This is a genomic window from Massilia sp. Se16.2.3, from assembly GCF_014171595.1.
Lineage (GTDB): Bacteria > Pseudomonadota > Gammaproteobacteria > Burkholderiales > Burkholderiaceae_D > Telluria.
This window is the reverse complement of record NZ_CP050451.1, coordinates 1,400,101-1,419,122: the sequence shown is the minus strand read 5'-3', so window position 1 is coordinate 1,419,122 and position 19,022 is coordinate 1,400,101. Positions and strand designations below refer to the sequence as shown.

Here is a 19,022-nt window from a genome sequence, read left to right as displayed (position 1 = left end):
CCCAGCGCGCATTACTTTTCGTATCAGAAATTGCGCCACCTCTTGTGGAAGCGCAAACAAGCCTTTGCGCACGGCTGACCAGAGGCTCGAAACGCGGGCCGGACGGGGGTAGCATACCGACGCGAAATCGCAAGCCACGGCCGGGAAACAGGCCTATAATTCTGCACGGCAAGTGGCCTGTTGTGCGCCGCAACATTTGAAGCGTGTTATGACCAATCTCAGCAAAATCCTTTCGCTTGAAAACGTCCAGCTCGATATCGAAGTGTCGAGCAAGAAACGTGCTTTCGAGCAGGCCGGACTCATCTTTGAAAACAATTGCGGCATTGCCCGTTCGACCGTGACGGACAACCTGTTCGCACGCGAACGCCTCGGTTCCACCGGACTCGGGCATGGCGTCGCGGTGCCCCACGGCCGCGTCAAGGGCAGCAAGAGCCTGAAGAATCCGATCGCCGCCTTTGTCCGCCTGGCCTCGCCGATTCCCTTCGAATCGCCCGATGGCCAGCCGGTCAGCCTGCTGTTCTTCCTCTTGATTCCTGACCACGTGACCCAGCAGCACCTGGAAATCCTGTCGGAAATCGCCGAGCTGTTCTCGGACGAGGCGATCCGCACGGCGCTGGCTACCGATGCCGATCCGCGCAGCGTGCACGAGCGTATTATCAACTGGCAACCAAGCTTGCAGGCCATGGGTTAAACTTGGGGGGCCGACTCTTCCAGGCCTTCCCTACCGACCAAGACCATGCTGCAGACTCCCCTCACTATCCAACGGCTGTACGACGATAACCGGGACAGCCTGCAACTGGGCTGGTTTGCCGGTTTTCCCGGTGGCGAGCGGCTGATCTCGGGCGACGTCGCCTCGGCCGCCGACCAGGTCGGCCACCTGAATCTGATCCACCCGGGCCGGATTCAGGTGTTTGGACACCAGGAACTGAATTACTACACCCGCCTGAAATCGAGTTCGCGCAGCCACGTGATTGGCGAACTCATCGGCGGCGGCCCGCCGGCGCTGATCATCGCGCAAGGCCTGGAAACGCCGCCCGACATCCTCGCCATCTGCGACGAGCAGAACATCCCCCTGTTTTCCACGCCGCTGCCGGCCGCCCAGGTAATCGACTTCCTGCGCGTGTATCTGTCGAAAAAGCTGGCGCAGCGCGTGATCATGCATGGCGTCTTCATGGACGTGCTCGGTGTCGGCGTGCTCATTACCGGTGACTCGGGCCTGGGCAAGAGCGAGCTCGGCCTGGAGCTGATCTCGCGCTCGCACGGCCTGGTGGCCGACGATGCGGTGGAATTCTCGCGCATCGCGCCGAACATGATCGAAGGGCGCTGTCCGCCGCTGCTGCAGAACCTGCTCGAAGTGCGCGGCCTGGGCCTGCTCGACATCAAGGCGATTTTTGGCGAGACCGCCGTGCGCCGCAAGATGCGCCTGAAACTGATCGTCCACCTGGTCAAACGCGGCGTGCTCGACGAGGAAGTCGAGCGCCTGCCCTTCCACTTCCCGACCGAGGAAGTGCTGGGCCTGCCGATCCGCAAGGTCGTCATCCCCGTCGCCGCCGGCCGCAACATCGCGGTGCTGCTCGAAGCGGCCGTGCGCAACACCATCCTGCAACTGCGCGGCATCGATACGCTGCAGGAGTTCATGGAACGCCAGAGACAGGCGATGAGCGGCGATTGAATTTCGTAGGGTGGGCGGGGCCGCCGAGGCGCCCCGTGCCCACGCGGACATCGGCGTCGCGTTGGCGCATCGTTCCGCGTGGGCACGGAGTGCCCACCCTACGCTCCATATTTCGCTCAACGCACACGATCAGCCTGTATTGACGCCGATTCCGCGAAATTTCGCGGGCACCCGTCCGTCACAAGCCCTTGCCGTTGCGGTATCATCGAGCCATGCACATCGTACTCATCACCGGGATTTCCGGATCGGGCAAATCGGTTGCCCTGAAAGTCATGGAAGACGCGGGTTACTACTGCGTCGACAACCTGCCGCCGGCACTGTTGCCGCAGCTGGTAAAGGCCGTGCGCGGCGAAGGCACGCGCGAGCTGGCCGTCGCCGTCGACGCGCGCAGCTCGGAATCGCTGACCGAACTGCCGCTCACCGTGCGTGCCCTGAAAGAAGAAGGCCACCAAGTAAAAGTGATCTTCCTGACCGCGAGCACCCATTCGCTGGTCGCGCGTTTTTCGGAAACCCGGCGCAGCCATCCCCTGTCGCACGCGCTGCGCCCCGGCGAAAATCCGGCATCGCGCCGCACCCTGATCGAGTGCATCGCCGAAGAGCGCGAGCGCCTGGCCGCCATCGAAAACCTGGGCCACGTGATCGATACGTCCGAGGCATCGGCCAACAAGCTGCGCGCCTGGATCAAGGAGCTGGTCGATGTGCAGCATGCGCCGCTGACCCTGTTCTTCGAATCCTTCGCCTTCAAGAAGGGCGTGCCGCTCGACGCCGACTTCGTCTTCGACGTGCGTGCCATTCCGAACCCGTATTACGACCTGTCGCTGCGCCCGCTGACCGGCAAGGACGCGCCCGTGATCGCCTTCCTCGACGCCCAGCCGAGCGCCACCGACATGCTGGAAGACATCCTCAAGTTCGTGAAAAAGTGGCTGCCTTCGTTCAAGACCGATAACCGCAGCTACCTGACGGTGGCCGTCGGCTGCACCGGCGGCCAGCACCGCTCGGTCTACATGGCCGAACGCCTGGCGGCCTATTTCGGCGACACCGAGCGTGTCGTGCTGCGGCACCGCGAGCAGTCGTAGAGGCCTGATCCATCCGGCCCGCGTTCGCGGCCGGGTTCGCGTAGGGTGGACGGCTCCACCCGGACAGGTGCATCGACGCGCCCTCAACGCCGTCCACGCGTTCAAACCCAGCGTGTGGGAACGCGGCCTCTCACGAAGCCGGTTGAACGCCAACGCGAGCGGCGCGACGTTTCCAGCGCCGGTTGAACGCGTAGGCGGCGCATACGCAGCCTGATAATTTTCTACCAGGTGTAGCCGCCTACCCTACGACTGCGCATCCGTACGACCGCGTGGGCACGGAGTGCCTCGCCGGCCGCGCCCACCCTGCAGGGTCAAGCCAGATGCCGCAGCGGATGCGCGTGATCCGGCCACACAGGCTCGAAGAAGCGCGCCACCATCTCGGGCGTGACTTCCTCCAGCGTCGGCGGATTCCATTTCGGCGCATTGTCCTTGTCGATCACCAGCGCGCGCACGCCTTCGAGCACTTCGCCATGCTCGAAATTGCGGCGCACCAGCGAGCGTTCCATGCGCAGGCACTCGGCTACGTCCATCGAGGCGCCCTGCTTCAGCATCTCGAGCGTCACGCACATCATCAGCGGCGAGCGCTGGCGCATCGCGTTCAAGGCCTTCTGGGCGAAGGGGCTGTCGTCGCCCGCGAGCGAAGCCATGATGGCGTCGACCGAACCGGCGCCGAAGTGGCGGTCGATCGCAGCGCGCGCGGTGGCCAGGGCGCTTTCTCCGGCCTGGGGGGCGAAACCGGCAGCAAAGGCGCGGATCGATTCGGCCAGCTGCGCACCGGGCGTCGACGCGATCAGCGCGTTCAGTTCACCCAGCTGCGCGCTCGGCACGAACAGGTCGGCCAGGCCGACATACAGGGCGTCGGCTGCGCCGATCGTGAGACCCGTCAGGCCCAGGTAATTGCCCAGCTGGCCAGGGGCGTGCGACAGGAAATGGCTGCCGCCCACATCCGGGAACAGGCCGATGTTCACTTCCGGCATCGCCATCTTCGTGCGCTCGGTCACGATGCGCAGGCCGGTCTCCGGGCCGCCCTGGGCGATGCCCATGCCGCCGCCCATCACCACGCCGTCCATGATCGCGATATACGGTTTCGGGTAGAAGTGGATCAGGTGGTTCAGCGCGTATTCCTCGGTAAAGAAGTCTTCCAGCAGCGCGCTGTCGCCCATCGGCGTGGCGTGGCCGGCTTCGTGGAAGAAGCGGATGTCGCCGCCGGCGCACAGGGCTTTCTCGCTGCTGCTGGTGAGGACAACGGCAGCGACATCGGCGTCGTCGCGCCAGGCCAGCAGGATCTCGGTCAGGCGGCGCACCATCGCCAGCGACAGCGAATTGAGGGCCTTCGGGCGGTCGAGGGTGATCACCCCGGTGCCATTGGCAACGCGGGTCAGGACGTGGTCGGTCATGGTGGATGATGTGATGGAAAAGACATGCATTTTACAGAACAGGGAGCGCTCCCGGTGCGCCATGAAGCGGCGGGCTCAAAATGAAAAGGGCGCCCTCCCGGCGCCCTCGTTCAGATGATACTTGGCTTGCGATCAGAGGGCAGCAGCCTCTCCGCTATCCGGACGGCGCTTGAGCGACTCGTGATTATGGTTCTGCAGCATCGATTTGTATTTGACGACCTGGCGGTCCACCCTGTCCATCAACAGGTCGATCGCGGCGTACAGGTCGTGCGCCACGCTTTCCACGTGCACCATCTTGCCTGACATATGCAGGTTGATCTCGGCTTTCTGCCTTTTTTCTTTTTCGGTGAGATTGTCGATCGCGAGGATGACGTGGGAGTCGATCACTTGGTCGAAGTGGCGGGTGATGCGTTCGAGCTTGTTCTGTACGTACTCTCGGATGGCGGGGGTGACTTCGAGGTGGTGGCCACTGATAGTGAGATTCATACACACTCCTTTGAGAAGATAGCGGCCGCCGCGTTACGCATTGTGCATAAGGGTGCCGCTGTTACAAGGATTTGCGGAGACTGACTGGGGGAATCTTGAGTGCCTCACGGTATTTGGCAACCGTGCGGCGCGCGATGACCATGCCTTGTTCACCGAGCATTTCCGCGATCTTGCTGTCGGATAATGGGTTCCTGGGGTCCTCTGCTCCTGTCAGTTGCGCAATGAGCGCCCGTATCGCTGTTGACGATGCTTCGCCCCCCGCTTCGGTGGCGACATGGCTTCCGAAGAAATATTTCAACTCAAACATGCCGTGCGGGGTCAGCATGAATTTCTGAGTTGTGACACGAGAAATCGTGCTCTCGTGTAGGCCTAGTGTATCAGCTATCTCGCGAAGCACAAGGGGACGCATGGCAACCGCGCCATGGCTGAAAAAGTTGCGCTGGCGCTCCACAATGGCCTGCGAAACACGCAGGATCGTGTCGAAACGCTGGCGCATATTCTTGATGAGCCACTTGGCTTCCTGCAGCTGCGCGCTCATCTGCGCCTCGCCTTTTCCCTGCTTGAGCAGGGCCGCATAGAGGTTGTTCACGCGCAGGCGCGGCATGACTTCGTGGTTCAGCGTGACGGTCCAGCCGGCGCCGTTCTTGCGGACGATAACGTCCGGAACCACATAGTCCGAGGTGCTGGCCGCGAAGGCGGCGCCCGGGTGCGGATTGCAGCGGCGGATCACGGCTTGCGCTTCGCGCAGGTCTTCGTCGTCGCAGTCGAGCGCCTTTTTCAGCTTGGTGAATTCGCGCTGGGCGAACCAGGTCAGGTAGCCCTCGACGATTTTCAGGGCCATGCGCCGCGTCACCAGCGGCACGCCCGGCATGGCGCGGATCTGCAGCGCCAGGCATTCACCGGCACTGCGCGCGCCGACGCCGGTCGGATCCAGGCTCTGCACCAGCGCCAGCGCGCAGCGCAGCTCATCCATCTCGACTTCCAGCTCCTCGGGCAGGCGCGCGTGGATCTCATCGAGCTGCTCTTCCGGGTAGCCGTTGTCGTCGATGGCGTCGATCACGAGTTCGGCCAGCGCGCGGTCGCGCGCCGTCACGCCGGTGACGCGCACCTGCTCGGACAGGTGCTCGCGCAGCGTGACCCCGCCCGCTTCCAGCTGCGGCCGGCCATCCTCGTCGTCGCTGCCGCTGTTCGATGCGCGGCTGGATTCTCCCAGTCGCCATCGGACTCGCCGCGCTCGACATCGCCGCCGCCGTCAGGCGCGTCGCCGCCCTCGCCCGCAGGCGCAGCTTCCTCGCCGCCCGGTGCCGGCGCGGGTGCCTCGCCCCGGGCCGGACCATTCTGGATGGCGCCGTCGGCCAGCAGCCGCACCGAACGGTCGAGCGGATCGTCGAGCCGCTCGAGCAGGGGATTGTCGTGCAGGATCTGCTCGATCTCCTGCTGCAATTCGAGCGTGGACAGCTGCAGCAGGCGGATCGACTGCTGAAGCTGCGGCGTGAGCGCCAGGTGCTGCGAAGTCCGGAGTTGCAGGGATTGTTTCATCGCTTCTTGCTGTGTCGTTGCTGCCGGGCTTACATGCGGAAGTGTTCGCCCAGGTAGACGCGGCGAACCGATTCGTCGGCGATGATGTCGTCAGGGCGGCCCGAGGCCAGGACGGCGCCCTGGTTGATGATGTAGGCGCGGTCGCAGATGCCCAGCGTTTCGCGCACGTTGTGGTCGGTGATCAGGACGCCGATGCCGCGCTCCTTCAGGAAGCGCACGATGCGCTGGATCTCGATCACGGCGATCGGGTCGACGCCGGCGAAAGGTTCGTCGAGCAGCACGAAGCGCGGATTGGTGGCCAGCGCGCGCGCGATCTCGACGCGGCGGCGCTCGCCGCCCGACAGCGACAATGCAGGATTTTCGCGCAGCTTCTCGATCTGCAGTTCGGCCAGCAGCGAATCGAGGCGCTCGTCGATGGCGCTTTTCGACAGCGGCTTGCCCTCGTCGGTGCGCTGCAGCTCGAGCACGGCGCGGATGTTGTCCTCGACCGTCAGCTTGCGAAACACCGAAGCTTCCTGCGGCAGGTAGGACAGGCCGAGCACCGCGCGGCGGTGGATCGGCAGGCTCGAGATGTCGGTGCCGTTGATCTCGATCGAGCCGGCGTCCGACGGCACCAGGCCGACGATCATGTAGAACGAGGTGGTCTTGCCGGCGCCGTTCGGTCCCAGCAGGCCGACGACTTCGCCGCATTTCACCTGCAGCGACACATCGCGCACGACCAGCCGCTTGCCGTAACTTTTCTGCAGCCCCTGGACCACCAGGGTGCTGCCCTTCTCGCTTGCTGCCATCATTATTGTTTTCCCGCCGCTGCCGCCGACGGCGTCGGTGCGGGCGCCGGGGCGGCCGGCGCCGCTGCCGCCGCCGGTGCCACGCGCCGCGGCGCGATGATCAGGGTGCCGCGTCCACCGCCTGCCTTGCTTTCGCCGCTGGCGTCGTTGCGCACGGAGGCGACTTCCTTGCGGTTGTCGTAGGAGATGAAGGGACCGTCGATCTCGTTGGTCAGGCGGCCGTTTTCCAGCTGGCGCACGTTCGCCTTCGAGAACAGCTTGACGATCTCGCTGCGCTCGTCGTATTCGATGCGCTCGGCCTGGCCTTCCATCCACAGGTCGGGGCCGCCGTCGCGCTTCTGGCGGAAAGTGGCGACCTTGCCCGGCGCCGCGATCAGCGTCACGTGCAGGTAGCCTTCCGGCGTTTCCTTGACCAGGGCGCGCTCGGACTTGAGCAGCAGCGTGCCGCGCGTGACGACCACGTTGCCGGTCAGGATGCGCGTCTGCGTGACTTCGTCCATGTCGGCGTTATTGAAATCGATGACGGCCTGCTTGAGCGAATCGGCGCGCTCGGCGTGGGCCGGCAGCGACAGCAGCGCCGGGGCAGCGGCGGTGGCGGCGAGGATGTTTTTCATGTTTGCTCGTTCCTGTTATTGGTTGGGTGCGGCTTGTCCCCGCGGCGGATAGACGATCTGGCCACGGCCGCCCAGGTGCAGCTTCTGGGTGGGATTCTCGGCCACCATGCCGACGGCTCTCACCTTCGCCGCGCCCAGCGTCATCTGCACCGGGCGGCTGGTCTTGACGATTTCGTCGTCGACCAGCACGGTCAGCGCCTCGGTGCGCGCGTGCATCGCCTGGCTCGTGGGCGTGGCCGGACGCACGATGTTCACGTCGTCCATCAGTTCCACGCGGTTCTCGCCATGGAAGACCTGGGCGCGTTGCGCGCGCATGCTCATGCGCGGACGTCCCGGCGCCATGCTGTCAACGATCGGCCGCGTGACTTCGGAGACGTCGTTATCGGGATGGTGCACCAGCTTGGCGCCGGACATCACATAGCGCGGCGCGCCGGACTCGGTCATGCGCACGAAGCTGAAGTTCTCGACGATGTAATCGGGCTCGGTCAGCGAATTGACGGGGTTGGCGCCGTCGCCGGCCTGGATCGCCTGCAGCAGCCAGAAGCTGCCGAAGGCGAAGAACACGGCCGTGAGCATCAGCGCCAGCAGGCGCCAGCGGTGCGCGGTACGCTTGTTCACGTAGGCCGCCATCCGGTCACGCGAAATACGGGGCAAGCACCCGCTCGTAGTTGCCCTGGGCGCGCAGCACCAGGTCGCAGACCTCGCGCACGGCACCACGGCCGCCGCCGGCTTTCGTGACGTAGTGGGCGCGGTGCTGCACTTCCGGGTGCCCGCTCGGCACCGTCACGGCAAAGCCAACTTTCGACAGCAATGGCATGTCGATGACGTCGTCGCCGATGTAGCCGCATTCCTCGGCAGTGACGCCCGTCTTCGCCAGCAGCTCGGCAAAGGCGATGCGCTTGTCGTGGAAGCCCTGCCAGACGTGGGTGATGCCCAGGTCGCGTGCACGGGCGTTGACGATGGGCGAATTACGCGCGCTGATGATGGCCGTGGCCACGCCCGACTTCTGCAGCAACTGGATACCCAGGCCGTCGAGCACATTGAAGGTTTTCGTGACTTCGCCGTCGGGACCGTAGGTCAGGCTGCCGTCGGTGAGGATGCCGTCGACGTCGAAAATCATGACCTTGATGCGCGCGGCGCGCTCGACGTGGGCCAGCGGGGTCAGCGCGTTCATGAGCTCACTCATCAGATCACCTTGGCGCGGGTCAGGTCGTGGATGTGCAGCGCGCCGACGAGCACGCCGTCGCTGTCGACCACCAGCATCTGGTTGATGCGGAATTCTTCCATGATGGCGACGGCGTCCACGGCCAGCTGGTCGGGGTGCACGGTGCGCGCGCCGACGTGCATGACGTCGCGGATGGTGAGCTTGGTGAAATCCTGCTCGCGTTCGATCAGGCGGCGCAGGTCGCCGTCGGTGAACACGCCGAGCGGATGCATGGCGCCGTCGACGATGGCGGTCATGCCCATGCCCTTCTGGCTGACTTCAAGCAGGGCTTGCGCCAGCGGCAGCTCGGGCGCCACGGCGGGGATCGCGTCGCCGCTGCGCATGACGTCGCGCACATGGGTCAGCAGGCGGCGGCCGAGCGCGCCGCCCGGGTGCGAACGCGCAAAATCTTCTTCGCGAAAACCGCGCACGTCCAGCAGCGCCACGGCAAGCGCGTCGCCCAGCGCCGGGTGACGGTGGTACTGGCGGTCGGCGCGAGGTTCAAGGGGCAGGCTTCCTTCGCAACGGAAATGTCGAGGTGAACGTCGGCGAGCAGCGCCAGGCGCGACTGCGGCCGCCCGGTCATGGCGATCAGGGGCGCGCCCATGCGTTTGACGACCGGCAGGATGTCCATCAGTTCCGACGACTCGCCGGAATTGGAGATGGCGATGAAGACGTCTTGCGCCGTCACCATGCCGAGGTCGCCATGGGCGGCTTCGCCCGGGTGCACGAACATCGCCGGGGTGCCGGTGGAGGCCAGGGTCGCGGCGATCTTGCGCGCGATATGGCCGGACTTGCCCATGCCCGAGACGACCACGCGGCCGGTGCAGGCGTACAGCACGTTCACGGCGCGCACCAGGCTGTCGTCGGCATCGAGCCGTGCATGCAGCGCGGTGATGGCGTCGGCTTCGATCGCCAGGGTCTCGCGCGCCAGTTCCATCACGCGGCGGGACTGGCTCTCGTCAAAACTGTTCAGCATTGTTTTTTCATCGGTTACACTCATCACCGAAGTATAAACGAATTGAGAAAGCAAAAAACTTGCCAGACGTATCAAACAACGCATCCCTTACAAAAAGTTACTCTTACTTAATACTGAACGCATGGCATCTGGCCTCGAACTGACCCTGCTGCTGCTCGGCAGCGCCGTGCTGGGCGTGGTCGTGTTCCGCTCGCTGCACCTGCCGCCCATGCTCGGCTATCTCGCCGTTGGCGTGCTGATCGGCCCCCATGCGCTGGGCCTGGCCGCCGAAACCGGCGCCACCCACGCGCTGGCCGAATTCGGTGTCGTGTTCCTGATGTTCTCGATCGGCCTCGAATTCTCGCTCTCGCAGTTGCGGGCGATGCGGCGCATCGTGTTCGGACTGGGCCTGGCCCAGGTGGTATTGACGATCGTCGCCGCCATGCTGGGCGCGATCGCCTTTTCCATCTGGGCCCCTGGCCTGCACGTGGGCTGGCAGGCGGCCTTTGCCCTTGGTGGCGCGCTGGCCATGTCTTCCACGGCGATCGTCGTGAAGCTGCTTACCGAGCGCCTGGAACTGGAAAGCGAGCATGGGCGCCGCATCATCGGCATCCTGCTGTTCCAGGACCTGGCCGTGGTGCCGCTCCTGATCCTGATTCCCGCATTGGCGCGCAATCCCGAAGACCTGGCACCGACCCTGGCCTGGGCCGGCGTCAAGGCGGCGGCGGTGCTGGCGCTGCTGCTGTTCTTCGGACAGAAACTGATGCGCGGCTGGTTCACGCTGGTGGCCAAGCGCCGCTCGCAGGAACTGTTCATGTTGAACCTGCTGCTGGTGACGCTGGGCGCGGCCTGGATCACCGAGCGCGCCGGCCTGTCGATGGCGCTGGGCGCCTTTGTCGCCGGCATGCTGATCTCCGAAACCCAGTTCAAGCACCAGGTCGAAGAAGACATCAAGCCCTTCCGCGACGTGCTGCTCGGCCTGTTCTTCATCACCATCGGCATGCTGCTGAACGTACGCCTGGTGCTGGAACATTGGTGGCTGGTGCTCCTTTTGCTCGTTCTCCCTGTTCTGCTGAAATTCGCGCTGATCGCCCTGCTGGCGAAAGCCTTCGGTTCATCCGACGGCGTGGCGATGCGCACCGGTCTCGCGCTGGCGCAGGCCGGCGAATTCGGCTTCGTGCTCTTGAACATGGCCTCCGGCTCGAAACTGATCGACCCTTTCCTGATGCAGCTGGTGCTGGCCTCGATGGTGCTGTCGATGCTGGTCGCGCCGCTGGTGATCGCCAACTCCGACAAGATCGTGATGAAGATCGCCTCGAACGAGTGGATGATGCAGTCGCTGCAGCTGACGCAACTGGCGAGCCGCACGATGGCGGCGCAAAAGCACGTGATCCTGGCCGGCTTCGGGCGCAGCGGCCAGAGCGTGGCCACGCTGCTCTCCGACGAAAAACTGCCCTGGTACGCGCTCGACCTGGACCCGGAAAGGGTGCAGGAAGCGCAGGCCGCGGGTTCGAACGTGTCGTATGGCGACGCCGGCCGGCGCGAAGCCCTGATCGCGGCCGGCATCAACCGGGCCAGCGCCTTGGTGATCACCTTTGCCGACACCCGCGCGGCGCTGAAAGTGCTGCACCTGGTGCACGAGCTGGCGCCTTCGCTGCCGGTAATCGTGCGCAGCCACGACGACAGCGACCTCGATGTGCTGCGCCAGGCGGGTGCGACGGAAGTGGTGCCGGAAGCGCTCGAGAGCAGCCTGATGCTGGCCTCGCACGCGCTGGTGGTGGTGGGCGTACCGCTGCGGCGCGTGGTGCACCGGGTGCAGAGCGCACGCGACGAACGCTACGCGGCGCTGCGTGGCTACTTCCACGGCTCCAGCGACGTCAGCGACGACCCCGAGCACATGTACGTGCGCCTGCATTCGGTGGTATTGGGCGAGGATGCACAGGCGGTGGGCCGGCGCATCGACGAACTCGGACTGGAGGAACTGGGCGCCGAAGTGAGCGGCATCCGGCGCGAGCGCGTGCGCATCGAACCGGCGCCGGAGACGGTGCTGCAGGCGCGCGACGTGGTGGTGCTGCGCGGCGGCGCCGATGCGGTGACGCGGGCGGAAGGACGGTTGTTGTAGGGTAGCGCCGACATCGCAACCGGCACGTAGGGTGGACGGCTCCACCGATCCGGCGGTTGAACACGCGGCCGTGGCGCCGTCCACGCGTTCAACCCACGTTCGAGATAGTGCGGCCGAGCACACGTGCGTTGAACGCGTGGACGGCGCCCATTGTGCGATCCATCAAATGTCCGGACGAAGCCGTCCACCCTACGGTGCATCCGGCACAAGCGGCTACCCCGCCGTGACCACCCGGTTGCGTCCCGCTTCCTTCGCCTGGTACAGCGCGGCATCGGCCTGCGCCACCAGTTGCTGGGCCACGCCTTCGATGGCGTGGTCGCGGGCGTAGTCGTCCAGCACCGACACGCCGATCGACACCGACACGTTCAGGTACTGGCCGCCGGCCAGGTCGATCGGCCGGTCGGCGATGCCGGCGCGGATGCGGTCGGCCACCATCGCCGCCGCGTCGAGATCGGCGTCGATCAGCAGCACGACGAATTCCTCGCCGCCGAAGCGCGCCAGCGCGTCCGACAGGCGCAGTTCCATCTTGATACGCGAGGCCACCTCGCGCAGGACATCGTCGCCGCCCTGGTGGCCGACCGTATCGTTGACGGCCTTGAAATGGTCGACGTCGATGAACATGAAGGAAATCCGGTAGCCCTGGCGCCGCGCGCGGGCGATTTCCTCGACCAGGCGGCGGTCGATGTAGCGGCGGTTGTAGATGCCGGTCAGCGGGTCGGTCAAGCCGATGTACTTCAGCATCTCGTTGCTGATCACGTTTTCCAGGCAGATGGCGATGATCGAGGCCATGTGCTCGATGAATTCGGTGCCGTGCGTCGCCGTGAAGCGCTGCGGGTCGAAGCTGCCCAGGTTCAGGCTGCCGATCAGGCGCTTGTTGCGCAGCAGCGGCACCAGCGCCACGCTGGCCAGGCCGGCGGGCGGCTGCGGGAAATGCGCGCCGTGCAGGACGCGTTCATAGGCCCCCAGGCGCGGACGCGGCGGCGCGCCGTCGGTCGCGCCAAAACCCAGCTCGACGGCGTGCTCGCAGAACAGCAGGTCGGGCAGCAGCTCGAAGTCCACGCCCAGCTTGTGCATCACGGTATAGATGTCGGCGTCGGTATCGACCAGGGACAGGGTAACGCTGTCAAGCTCTGAAATGATGGGCAGGCGCCGGAAAATCGTGCCGACCAGCTCGGGAAAACTGGACGCGCCGACGATTTCGAGGTCGAACGCCTGGTGCCGGCACATGATGTCGTGATTGCGCTGGGCCTGCTCGAGCACATAGGTCATGCGCGCGCGCAGGGCTTCGTTCTCGGCAATCAGGTCGCGCGACGTCGCGTCCGGCTGGTGCATGATCATTCCTTTCAGCAATACCCATTACATTACGCGATCCGCCAGCGCTTGCAAACGGGATTACCGCTTTTTTCGGTTTTGAACAGCCCCGGCGCTGCCTTAAAACGACAGGCTGGTCTCGAGCACCTGGCCGATGCGCAGTTCGCCGCCCGCCCCGCCGCCCACGATGCAGTTCATGCCGACGCAGACGGCGCCATCGAGCACCGCCTTCGTGCGCCAGGCTTGCAGGATGTCGAGCGGATCCGGCCCGGGAATGCCGGTGGCCTGGTCGACCGCCGGGATCGGGCAGCGCGCGCAGGGTTTCACGGGCTTGACGACGATGTCCCCGCAGACCAGCTCGGCGAGGTAATCCTCCTCGAACGGGTCAAGGCCGTCGACCACCAGGTTGGGACGGAAGCGGTCCATCGGCACGGCCGCGCGTCCGGCCGCGCGCAGGCGGAAGTTGATCTCCTCGAGCGAGGCGGTGCCGATCAGGAGCAAGGGGTAAGCGTCGGCAAAGCGTGCCGACGATGGGGCGCCGGCCGTCCATTTGGTGCTGGTCGGGCGCGCCCCTCCGCCCGGAAAACGCACCAGCCGGCAAGGCGTGCCCAGCACCTCCCCGAACCATCGCGCCGCGGCGTCTCCGCAGTCGGCTGCTTCGACGAAGTCGTCCCAGATCTGCACCCGCAGCGTGGACGGCGCATCGGGCCGGGCCAGCGGCAGGCGCAGCACAGCCACGCCCGGTGCGCTTACCAGCAGGGCGCCCTCTTCCACCCGGGGCACGATTGTTGCCATGCGCGGAAACTCGCGCTGGGTCAGGAACTGGCCTTCCGGCGTGACCAGCATCCACTCGCGGTCGTGCACGCCGCTCGCCTGCAGGCCGGAAACCGAGACGCGCGCGGTGTCCACCGCCATGCCGGCGCAGGATTTGATCGGATACAGGATGAGCTGGGAGAGCGTGGCCATGGCGCAAAGGGAATCGAGGGGCCGACAGTATCGCACCAAATCCGCCGGACGAAGCCGGAGCGGCCACAGGCCGGTTTCACCTTTACGAAACGTGCTCGGCAATTCTTGCCGAGTTTTACACATACCGTTGTTGCCGCCCTACAAAATTACCGGATTTATCGACTCTGTAAGACGGTTCCTACACCAAAGTATAGAATCACGGCATCTATAGTTGCCTAAAATCATGAATAATACCTATCGCCTGGTCTGGAACGCCACCCTCGGCCTGTGGCAAGCTGCCCCCGAAACCGCCAGGGGCCGTGGCAAAAGCAAGTCAGCGCGCGCGCTGCGGCCCCGTCACGCCCTGAGCACGATCGCCCTGGCCGCCGCTGCCCTCGTATCGGCCCATGCCGCGCCCCTGCCGACCAACGGAATCATCGTCGCCGGCGAAGGCAGCATCACCCAGTCGGGCGAGGTCATGACGATCGACCAGACGACGAACAAGATGGCGATCGACTGGCAGAGCTTCTCGATCGGCAAGGGCAACACCGTTGTCTTCCGCCAGCCCTCGACCACCTCGGTGGCGCTGAACCGCGTGCTCGGACCGGATGCCTCCAGCATCCAGGGCGCATTGCGTTCGAACGGCCAGGTCTTCCTGCTCAATCCGAACGGCGTGCTGTTCTCGCCGACGGCGCAGGTCAATACCGGCGGCCTGCTGGCCTCGACGCTGGACATGAAGGTCGGCGACTTCCTCGCCGGCCGCTACCAGCTTGAAGGCGACAGTGCCCGGGCCGTGGTCAACCAGGGCGCGCTGCGCGCAAGCGAAGGCGGTTCCATCGCCCTGGTCGCCGCCACCGTCAGCAACGCCGGCAGCATCGACGCCCCTGGCGGCGCCGTGGCCCCGGGCGCGGGATCGCAGGTGCTGGTCGACCTGGGCGGCCCGGTCAAGCTGCAGCTGCAGCGCGCAAGCGTCGACACCCTCGTCGAGAACGGCGGCGCCATCCGCGCCGACGGCGGCACCGTGCTGCTGACCGCACGCGCGGCCTCCGACCTGCACGCGAGCGTGATCAACCAGGTGGCACCATCCAGGCACAGACCCTGGCCACCGGCGCCAAGGGCGAGATCCTGCTGCTGGGCGACATGGCGAACGGCCAGCTGAACGTCGGCGGCACGCTCGACGCCAGCGCCCCGAATGTCACTAACGTCGGCAATGGCGGCTTCATCGAGACCTCGGCCGCGCACGTGACGACGCAGGATGGCCTGCTTGTGAACGCCGGCGCCGCCAACGGCCGCGGCGGCGAGTGGCTGGTCGACCCTTATGATTACGTGATCAACGCCACGGCGGCGCAGAACATCGGCGCCACCCTCAACACCGGCACCAGCGTCACCATTACCACCCAGTCCGCGAACGCCGCCTACGGCAGCGGCGCCACGAGTGCCGGCAGCGGCGACATCACCGTCAGCAGCGCGATTACCAAATCGGCCGGCGGCGACGCCACGCTGACCCTGCGCGCGGACCGCAACGTGATCGTCAGCGCCGACATCAAGGCCACCAGCGGCAAGCTCGGCGTGACCCTGAGCGCGGGCAACGGCGCCGGCAGCTACGGCGGCGTGCGCGTGGGCGGCAACCTCACCTCGAACGGCGGCGACATCCTGGTGGGCGGCGCACGCGGCGTGGCCAACCAGGGCATCGGCTTCGCCGCCAACCTGAACGACTCGGAAGCGGCGATCGTCGTCGAGCAGGACAAGACCATCCTCTCGGGCGGCGGCCACATCACCATCAACGGCCGCTCGACGGTCGGCTCGAACAACGGCAATTATTCGGGCGTGACCGGCGGCGTGTACGTGAAATCGGGCGCGCAGATCCTCTCCGGCACCGGCGACCTGTACATCACCGGCGACAGCGCCGGCGGCCTCAAGACCTTCGGCATCGCCTTCGAAGCCAATGCCGGCAGCAAGACCGTCGTCGGCAGCGCGACCAACGGCGGCAACATGCTGATGAATGCGGTGAACAGCTCCGGCGGCACCGCAGCCCAGCGCGACGAAGGTGCGATGGGCCTGGTCAACAACGGCAGCACCGACCGCCTGTCCTTCTAAGGCCCGTCGGTGGCGAGCTGGCTGGTGTTCATCAACGGCGTGCCCCAGCTGTCGGGCTACACGCGCGCGCCCCAGCTGAACTGCGCGGCCGGATACCTGAACTGCGGCTACCTCGTCGTGCCCGGTTCGAACAACAGCTACCTGTACGCCGGCTACAACGCGGTCGACATGGCGACCAAGGCGGCCTACGTGATCCAGAGCGGCGCCGGCACCAAGGTCTACGACGGCTCGGACCTCGCCACCAACCTCACCCTGACGCCGCTCGGCGGCCCGGTCGGCTTTACGCCGGCCAGCCTGCAGCCTTACCCGCTGTTCCACACGACCAGCAAGAACGTCGGCACCTATACGCGCCTGGTCCGCGACGCCGCCAATCCGACCCGGCTCGTCTCGGGCAGCGACACCTATGCGGTGGGCTACTTCAACAGCGGCACGTATGCCATCACGCCGCGTACGCTGACCCCGGTCGTCACCAGCAAGGTCTACGACGGCAGCAGCACGGCTGCAGTGAGCGCCCTCGGCGTCATCGGTACGGACAACGTACGCCTGGTCGGCAGCGGCAGCTTCGGCGGCACGAACATTGGCGACTATGCCAACGTCAGCGCCAGCGGCATCACGCTGCAGGGCAGCGACGCCGCCAACTACACGCTGGGCAGCAATTCTGTCGCCGGCATGAGCGCCAGCATCACGCCGCGCCAGCTCACGCTCACGGCACAAAAGACCTATGACGGCAGCGACAACCTGGACGGCCACGTCACCTTCGGCAACCTGGTCGCCGGCGAGGACCTGAACTACAGCGGCGCACTGGCCAACAGCCTGCACGTGGACGGCGCGACGCACGTTTCCGCCATCGTGCTGGCCAACGGCAGCAATGGCTCGGCGTCCAACTACGCGCTGCCGTCGCTGGCCGGTGCTTCGAACGCCAACAGCGCGGCGATCACCCCACGTGTGCTCACCGTGCAGGTGGGCGGCATGACGAGCAAGACCTATGATGGCACCACGGCGGTCCGTCCTGGCTACGTACCGGCCTACTCGACCAGCGGTCTGGCCGCGGCGGACCTCGGCGCCCAGGTTACGGTCGGCGCAACCGGCATGGCCTTCAACAGCCCGAATGCCCCGGACGCCGACCGCGTGATCGTGTCCGGCCTGAGCGTGACCGGTGTCACCGGCGGCGTCGCCAATGCGCGCGACTACGTGCTCGATACCTCCAGCAAGTACATTGCGGCCAACATCAATGCGCGTCCGGTCGGCGTCGCCGTCAACAACGCCACCAAGGTCTATGGCGACGCCGATCCGCAGCTGGGCTACAGCGTCGTCTCCGGCGGCCTGCTCGGCAACGACGTCCTGACCGGCCGGATCGTGCGCGCGGCCGGCGAGAACGTCGGCACCTACACGCTCGACGCCTCGAACCTGTCGAATCCGAACTACGCGGTGATGGCGAGCGACGGCGCCCTGACGGTCACGCCGCGCGCCATCACGGTGGCGGCGGACAACAAGACCAAAGCCTACGGCGACGCCGACCCGCAGCTGTCCTATCGCCTGGTGGCGGGTAGCCTGGTGGGCAGCGACAGCCTGGCGGGCAGCCTGACGCGCGCCGCCGGCGAGAACGTCGGCAGCTATGCCATCGATGCCGGCAGCCTCGCCAACGGCAACTACCGGTGACGGTGCAGAACGGCAGCCTGACGATTGCGCCGCGCGCGCTGTCGATCGCACTCGATCCGCAATCGAAGACCTATGGCGACGCCGATCCACAGCTGGCCTACCGCCTCCTCGGCGGCAGCCTGGTGAACGGCGACACGCTGGCCTTGAGCCGCGTGGCCGGCGAAGACGCCGGCAGCTACGCGCTTGCCGCCAGCGCCAGCCCGAACTATGTGCTCACGACGAGCGCCGGCGAGTTGACCATCCTGCCGCGCGCCTTGAACCTGGCCGTCGACGACGCGACCAAGGTGTATGGCGACGCCGACCCGCTGCTGTCCTATCGCCTGGTGTCGGGCCAGCTGGTCGGCAACGACACGCTGGGCGTCAGCCTGCAGCGCAGCGCGGGCGAGAACGCCGGCAGCTACGCGATCGCCGCCAGCAGCCTGGCCAACGGTAACTACGTGCTGACGGTAAACGACGGCACGCTGACGATCGCGCCCGCGTCCGCTCACGGTCAGCGCCGACAACGTCGCGAAACAGCTTGGCGCCGCCGACCCGCAACTGAGCTGGCGCCTCACCGGCGGCAGTCTGGTGGGCAACGACAGCCTGGCCGGCGCGCTTTCGCGGGCACCCGGCGAAGCGGCCGGCAGCTATGCCATCGGCCAGGGCACGCTGGCCAATTCGAACTACGCGATCGCCTTCAATGGTGGCGCGCTCGACATCGCCGCGGTACCGGCTCCCGTGGCCGTTCCGCCGGTAGTGGTTCCGCCAGTGGCAGTGGTTCCGCCGGTCGCCGTGGTTCCGCCGGCCGTGGTGCCGCCTGTCGTGGTGCCAGCCGTGCCGGCACCGGCACCAGTCGTCGCCGAACAGCCCGCACCGGCACCGGCACCGGCCGCAGGTCCGGTCGTGGTCCCGTCGATCTACACCAACATGGTGCCCGAACTGGTGCCGCCGACCGTCGGTGCCCTCTCCTACGTCAACGTGGCCGACCGCAGCGCGCGGGTGGCGAGGCGGCCGGCGACGGCAACGCCAGCAAGGAAGAAACGGGACTGGACCGCGCCGCGTCGCACGCACCGACCTCGGGCCGCGACGTCAAGTTCCTCGACGTGATGGTGGTCGGCGGTGGTATCAACATGGGCGAGGCCGACAAACGGTCCGGCGCCCCGGCCGCACCCGGC

The 19,022-nt window shown here is 66.1% G+C and carries 16 protein-coding genes and 3 pseudogenes; 9 read left to right on the top strand and 10 right to left on the bottom strand.

Annotated features, from left to right (window positions below; all coding sequences use genetic code 11):
* Nucleotides 1-208: 208 nt before the first annotated feature.
* The 3 genes from G4G31_RS06570 (at nucleotide 209) to rapZ (ending at nucleotide 2,748) form a co-directional block, all read left to right on the top strand.
* A complete protein-coding gene (locus G4G31_RS06570) occupies nucleotides 209-691 on the top strand; it encodes a PTS sugar transporter subunit IIA (protein WP_182990769.1) in 483 nt (160 codons plus the stop codon).
* Nucleotides 692-736: 45 nt separating this feature from the next.
* On the top strand, nucleotides 737-1,672 hold the full coding sequence (hprK, locus tag G4G31_RS06565; protein WP_182990768.1) for an HPr(Ser) kinase/phosphatase: 936 nt from the start codon (nucleotides 737-739) through the stop codon (nucleotides 1,670-1,672).
* Between the two features lie 212 nt (nucleotides 1,673-1,884).
* Nucleotides 1,885-2,748 carry an RNase adapter RapZ gene (rapZ, locus tag G4G31_RS06560; protein WP_182990767.1) on the top strand — a complete coding sequence of 288 codons (864 nt, stop codon included), beginning with the start codon at nucleotides 1,885-1,887 and terminating at the stop codon, nucleotides 2,746-2,748.
* 311 nt (nucleotides 2,749-3,059) lie between these two features.
* Here rapZ and G4G31_RS06555 read toward each other — a convergent pair whose 3' ends face one another.
* The 8 genes and pseudogenes from G4G31_RS06555 to G4G31_RS06520 all read right to left on the bottom strand — a co-directional run bounded on the left by G4G31_RS06555 (nucleotide 3,060) and on the right by G4G31_RS06520 (nucleotide 9,779).
* Complete coding sequence (locus G4G31_RS06555; protein WP_182990766.1) at nucleotides 3,060-4,145, bottom strand: enoyl-CoA hydratase/isomerase family protein; 1,086 nt, start codon at nucleotides 4,143-4,145, stop codon at nucleotides 3,060-3,062.
* Nucleotides 4,146-4,277: 132 nt separating this feature from the next.
* Nucleotides 4,278-4,631: a ribosome hibernation-promoting factor, HPF/YfiA family gene (gene hpf, locus G4G31_RS06550; RefSeq protein ID WP_182990765.1), complete on the bottom strand. Its 354-nt coding sequence runs from the start codon at nucleotides 4,629-4,631 to the stop codon at nucleotides 4,278-4,280.
* A gap of 61 nt (nucleotides 4,632-4,692) precedes the next feature.
* Nucleotides 4,693-6,170, bottom strand: a pseudogene (locus G4G31_RS06545) (RNA polymerase factor sigma-54).
* Nucleotides 6,171-6,199: 29 nt separating this feature from the next.
* Entirely contained in the window at nucleotides 6,200-6,961 is a 762-nt protein-coding gene (gene lptB, locus G4G31_RS06540) for an LPS export ABC transporter ATP-binding protein (RefSeq protein WP_229425414.1), read from the bottom strand.
* Nucleotides 6,961-7,572, bottom strand: a complete 612-nt coding sequence (gene lptA / locus G4G31_RS06535; protein WP_182990764.1) for a lipopolysaccharide transport periplasmic protein LptA — start codon at nucleotides 7,570-7,572, stop codon at nucleotides 6,961-6,963. The genes lptB and lptA overlap by 1 nt, the downstream gene beginning before the upstream one ends.
* Nucleotides 7,573-7,587: 15 nt before the next feature.
* Entirely contained in the window at nucleotides 7,588-8,190 is a 603-nt protein-coding gene (gene lptC / locus G4G31_RS06530; protein ID WP_229425413.1) for an LPS export ABC transporter periplasmic protein LptC, read from the bottom strand.
* Nucleotides 8,191-8,206: 16 nt separating this feature from the next.
* Complete coding sequence (locus G4G31_RS06525) at nucleotides 8,207-8,758, bottom strand: HAD family hydrolase (protein ID WP_229425412.1); 552 nt, start codon at nucleotides 8,756-8,758, stop codon at nucleotides 8,207-8,209.
* Nucleotides 8,758-9,779 (bottom strand): annotated as a pseudogene (locus G4G31_RS06520) (SIS domain-containing protein). The gene G4G31_RS06525 and the pseudogene G4G31_RS06520 overlap by 1 nt, the downstream one beginning before the upstream one ends.
* A gap of 97 nt (nucleotides 9,780-9,876) precedes the next feature.
* Here G4G31_RS06520 and G4G31_RS06515 point away from each other — a divergent pair.
* Complete coding sequence (locus G4G31_RS06515; protein WP_182990763.1) at nucleotides 9,877-11,856, top strand: monovalent cation:proton antiporter family protein; 1,980 nt, start codon at nucleotides 9,877-9,879, stop codon at nucleotides 11,854-11,856.
* Between the two features lie 213 nt (nucleotides 11,857-12,069).
* Here G4G31_RS06515 and G4G31_RS06510 read toward each other — a convergent pair whose 3' ends face one another.
* Together G4G31_RS06510 and G4G31_RS06505 are read right to left on the bottom strand one after the other, a co-directional pair.
* A complete protein-coding gene (locus G4G31_RS06510) occupies nucleotides 12,070-13,188 on the bottom strand; it encodes a diguanylate cyclase (protein WP_182990762.1) in 1,119 nt (372 codons plus the stop codon).
* A 99-nt stretch (nucleotides 13,189-13,287) separates the two neighbouring features.
* Nucleotides 13,288-14,133: an MOSC domain-containing protein gene (locus G4G31_RS06505; protein ID WP_182990761.1), complete on the bottom strand. Its 846-nt coding sequence runs from the start codon at nucleotides 14,131-14,133 to the stop codon at nucleotides 13,288-13,290.
* 223 nt (nucleotides 14,134-14,356) lie between these two features.
* On the opposite strand from G4G31_RS06505, the gene G4G31_RS06500 reads away from it, so the two are divergent.
* The 5 genes and pseudogenes from G4G31_RS06500 to G4G31_RS28905 all read left to right on the top strand — a co-directional run bounded on the left by G4G31_RS06500 (nucleotide 14,357) and on the right by G4G31_RS28905 (nucleotide 18,954).
* Nucleotides 14,357-15,271 carry a filamentous hemagglutinin N-terminal domain-containing protein gene (locus tag G4G31_RS06500; RefSeq protein ID WP_182990760.1) on the top strand — a complete coding sequence of 305 codons (915 nt, stop codon included), beginning with the start codon at nucleotides 14,357-14,359 and terminating at the stop codon, nucleotides 15,269-15,271.
* Nucleotides 15,253-16,209, top strand: a complete 957-nt coding sequence (locus tag G4G31_RS06495; protein WP_182990759.1) for a hypothetical protein — start codon at nucleotides 15,253-15,255, stop codon at nucleotides 16,207-16,209. The genes G4G31_RS06500 and G4G31_RS06495 overlap by 19 nt, the downstream gene beginning before the upstream one ends.
* A 9-nt stretch (nucleotides 16,210-16,218) precedes the next feature.
* Entirely contained in the window at nucleotides 16,219-17,868 is a 1,650-nt protein-coding gene (locus G4G31_RS06490; protein WP_182990758.1) for an MBG domain-containing protein, read from the top strand.
* A pseudogene (locus G4G31_RS28910) lies at nucleotides 17,865-18,275 on the top strand (MBG domain-containing protein); the annotation flags it as partial. The gene G4G31_RS06490 and the pseudogene G4G31_RS28910, both read left to right, overlap by 4 nt.
* 130 nt (nucleotides 18,276-18,405) lie before the next feature.
* The gene (locus G4G31_RS28905) at nucleotides 18,406-18,954 is read left to right on the top strand and encodes an MBG domain-containing protein (RefSeq protein ID WP_374011299.1); all 549 of its coding nucleotides are present in this window, start codon (nucleotides 18,406-18,408) and stop codon (nucleotides 18,952-18,954) included.
* Nucleotides 18,955-19,022: the final 68 nt, after the last annotated feature.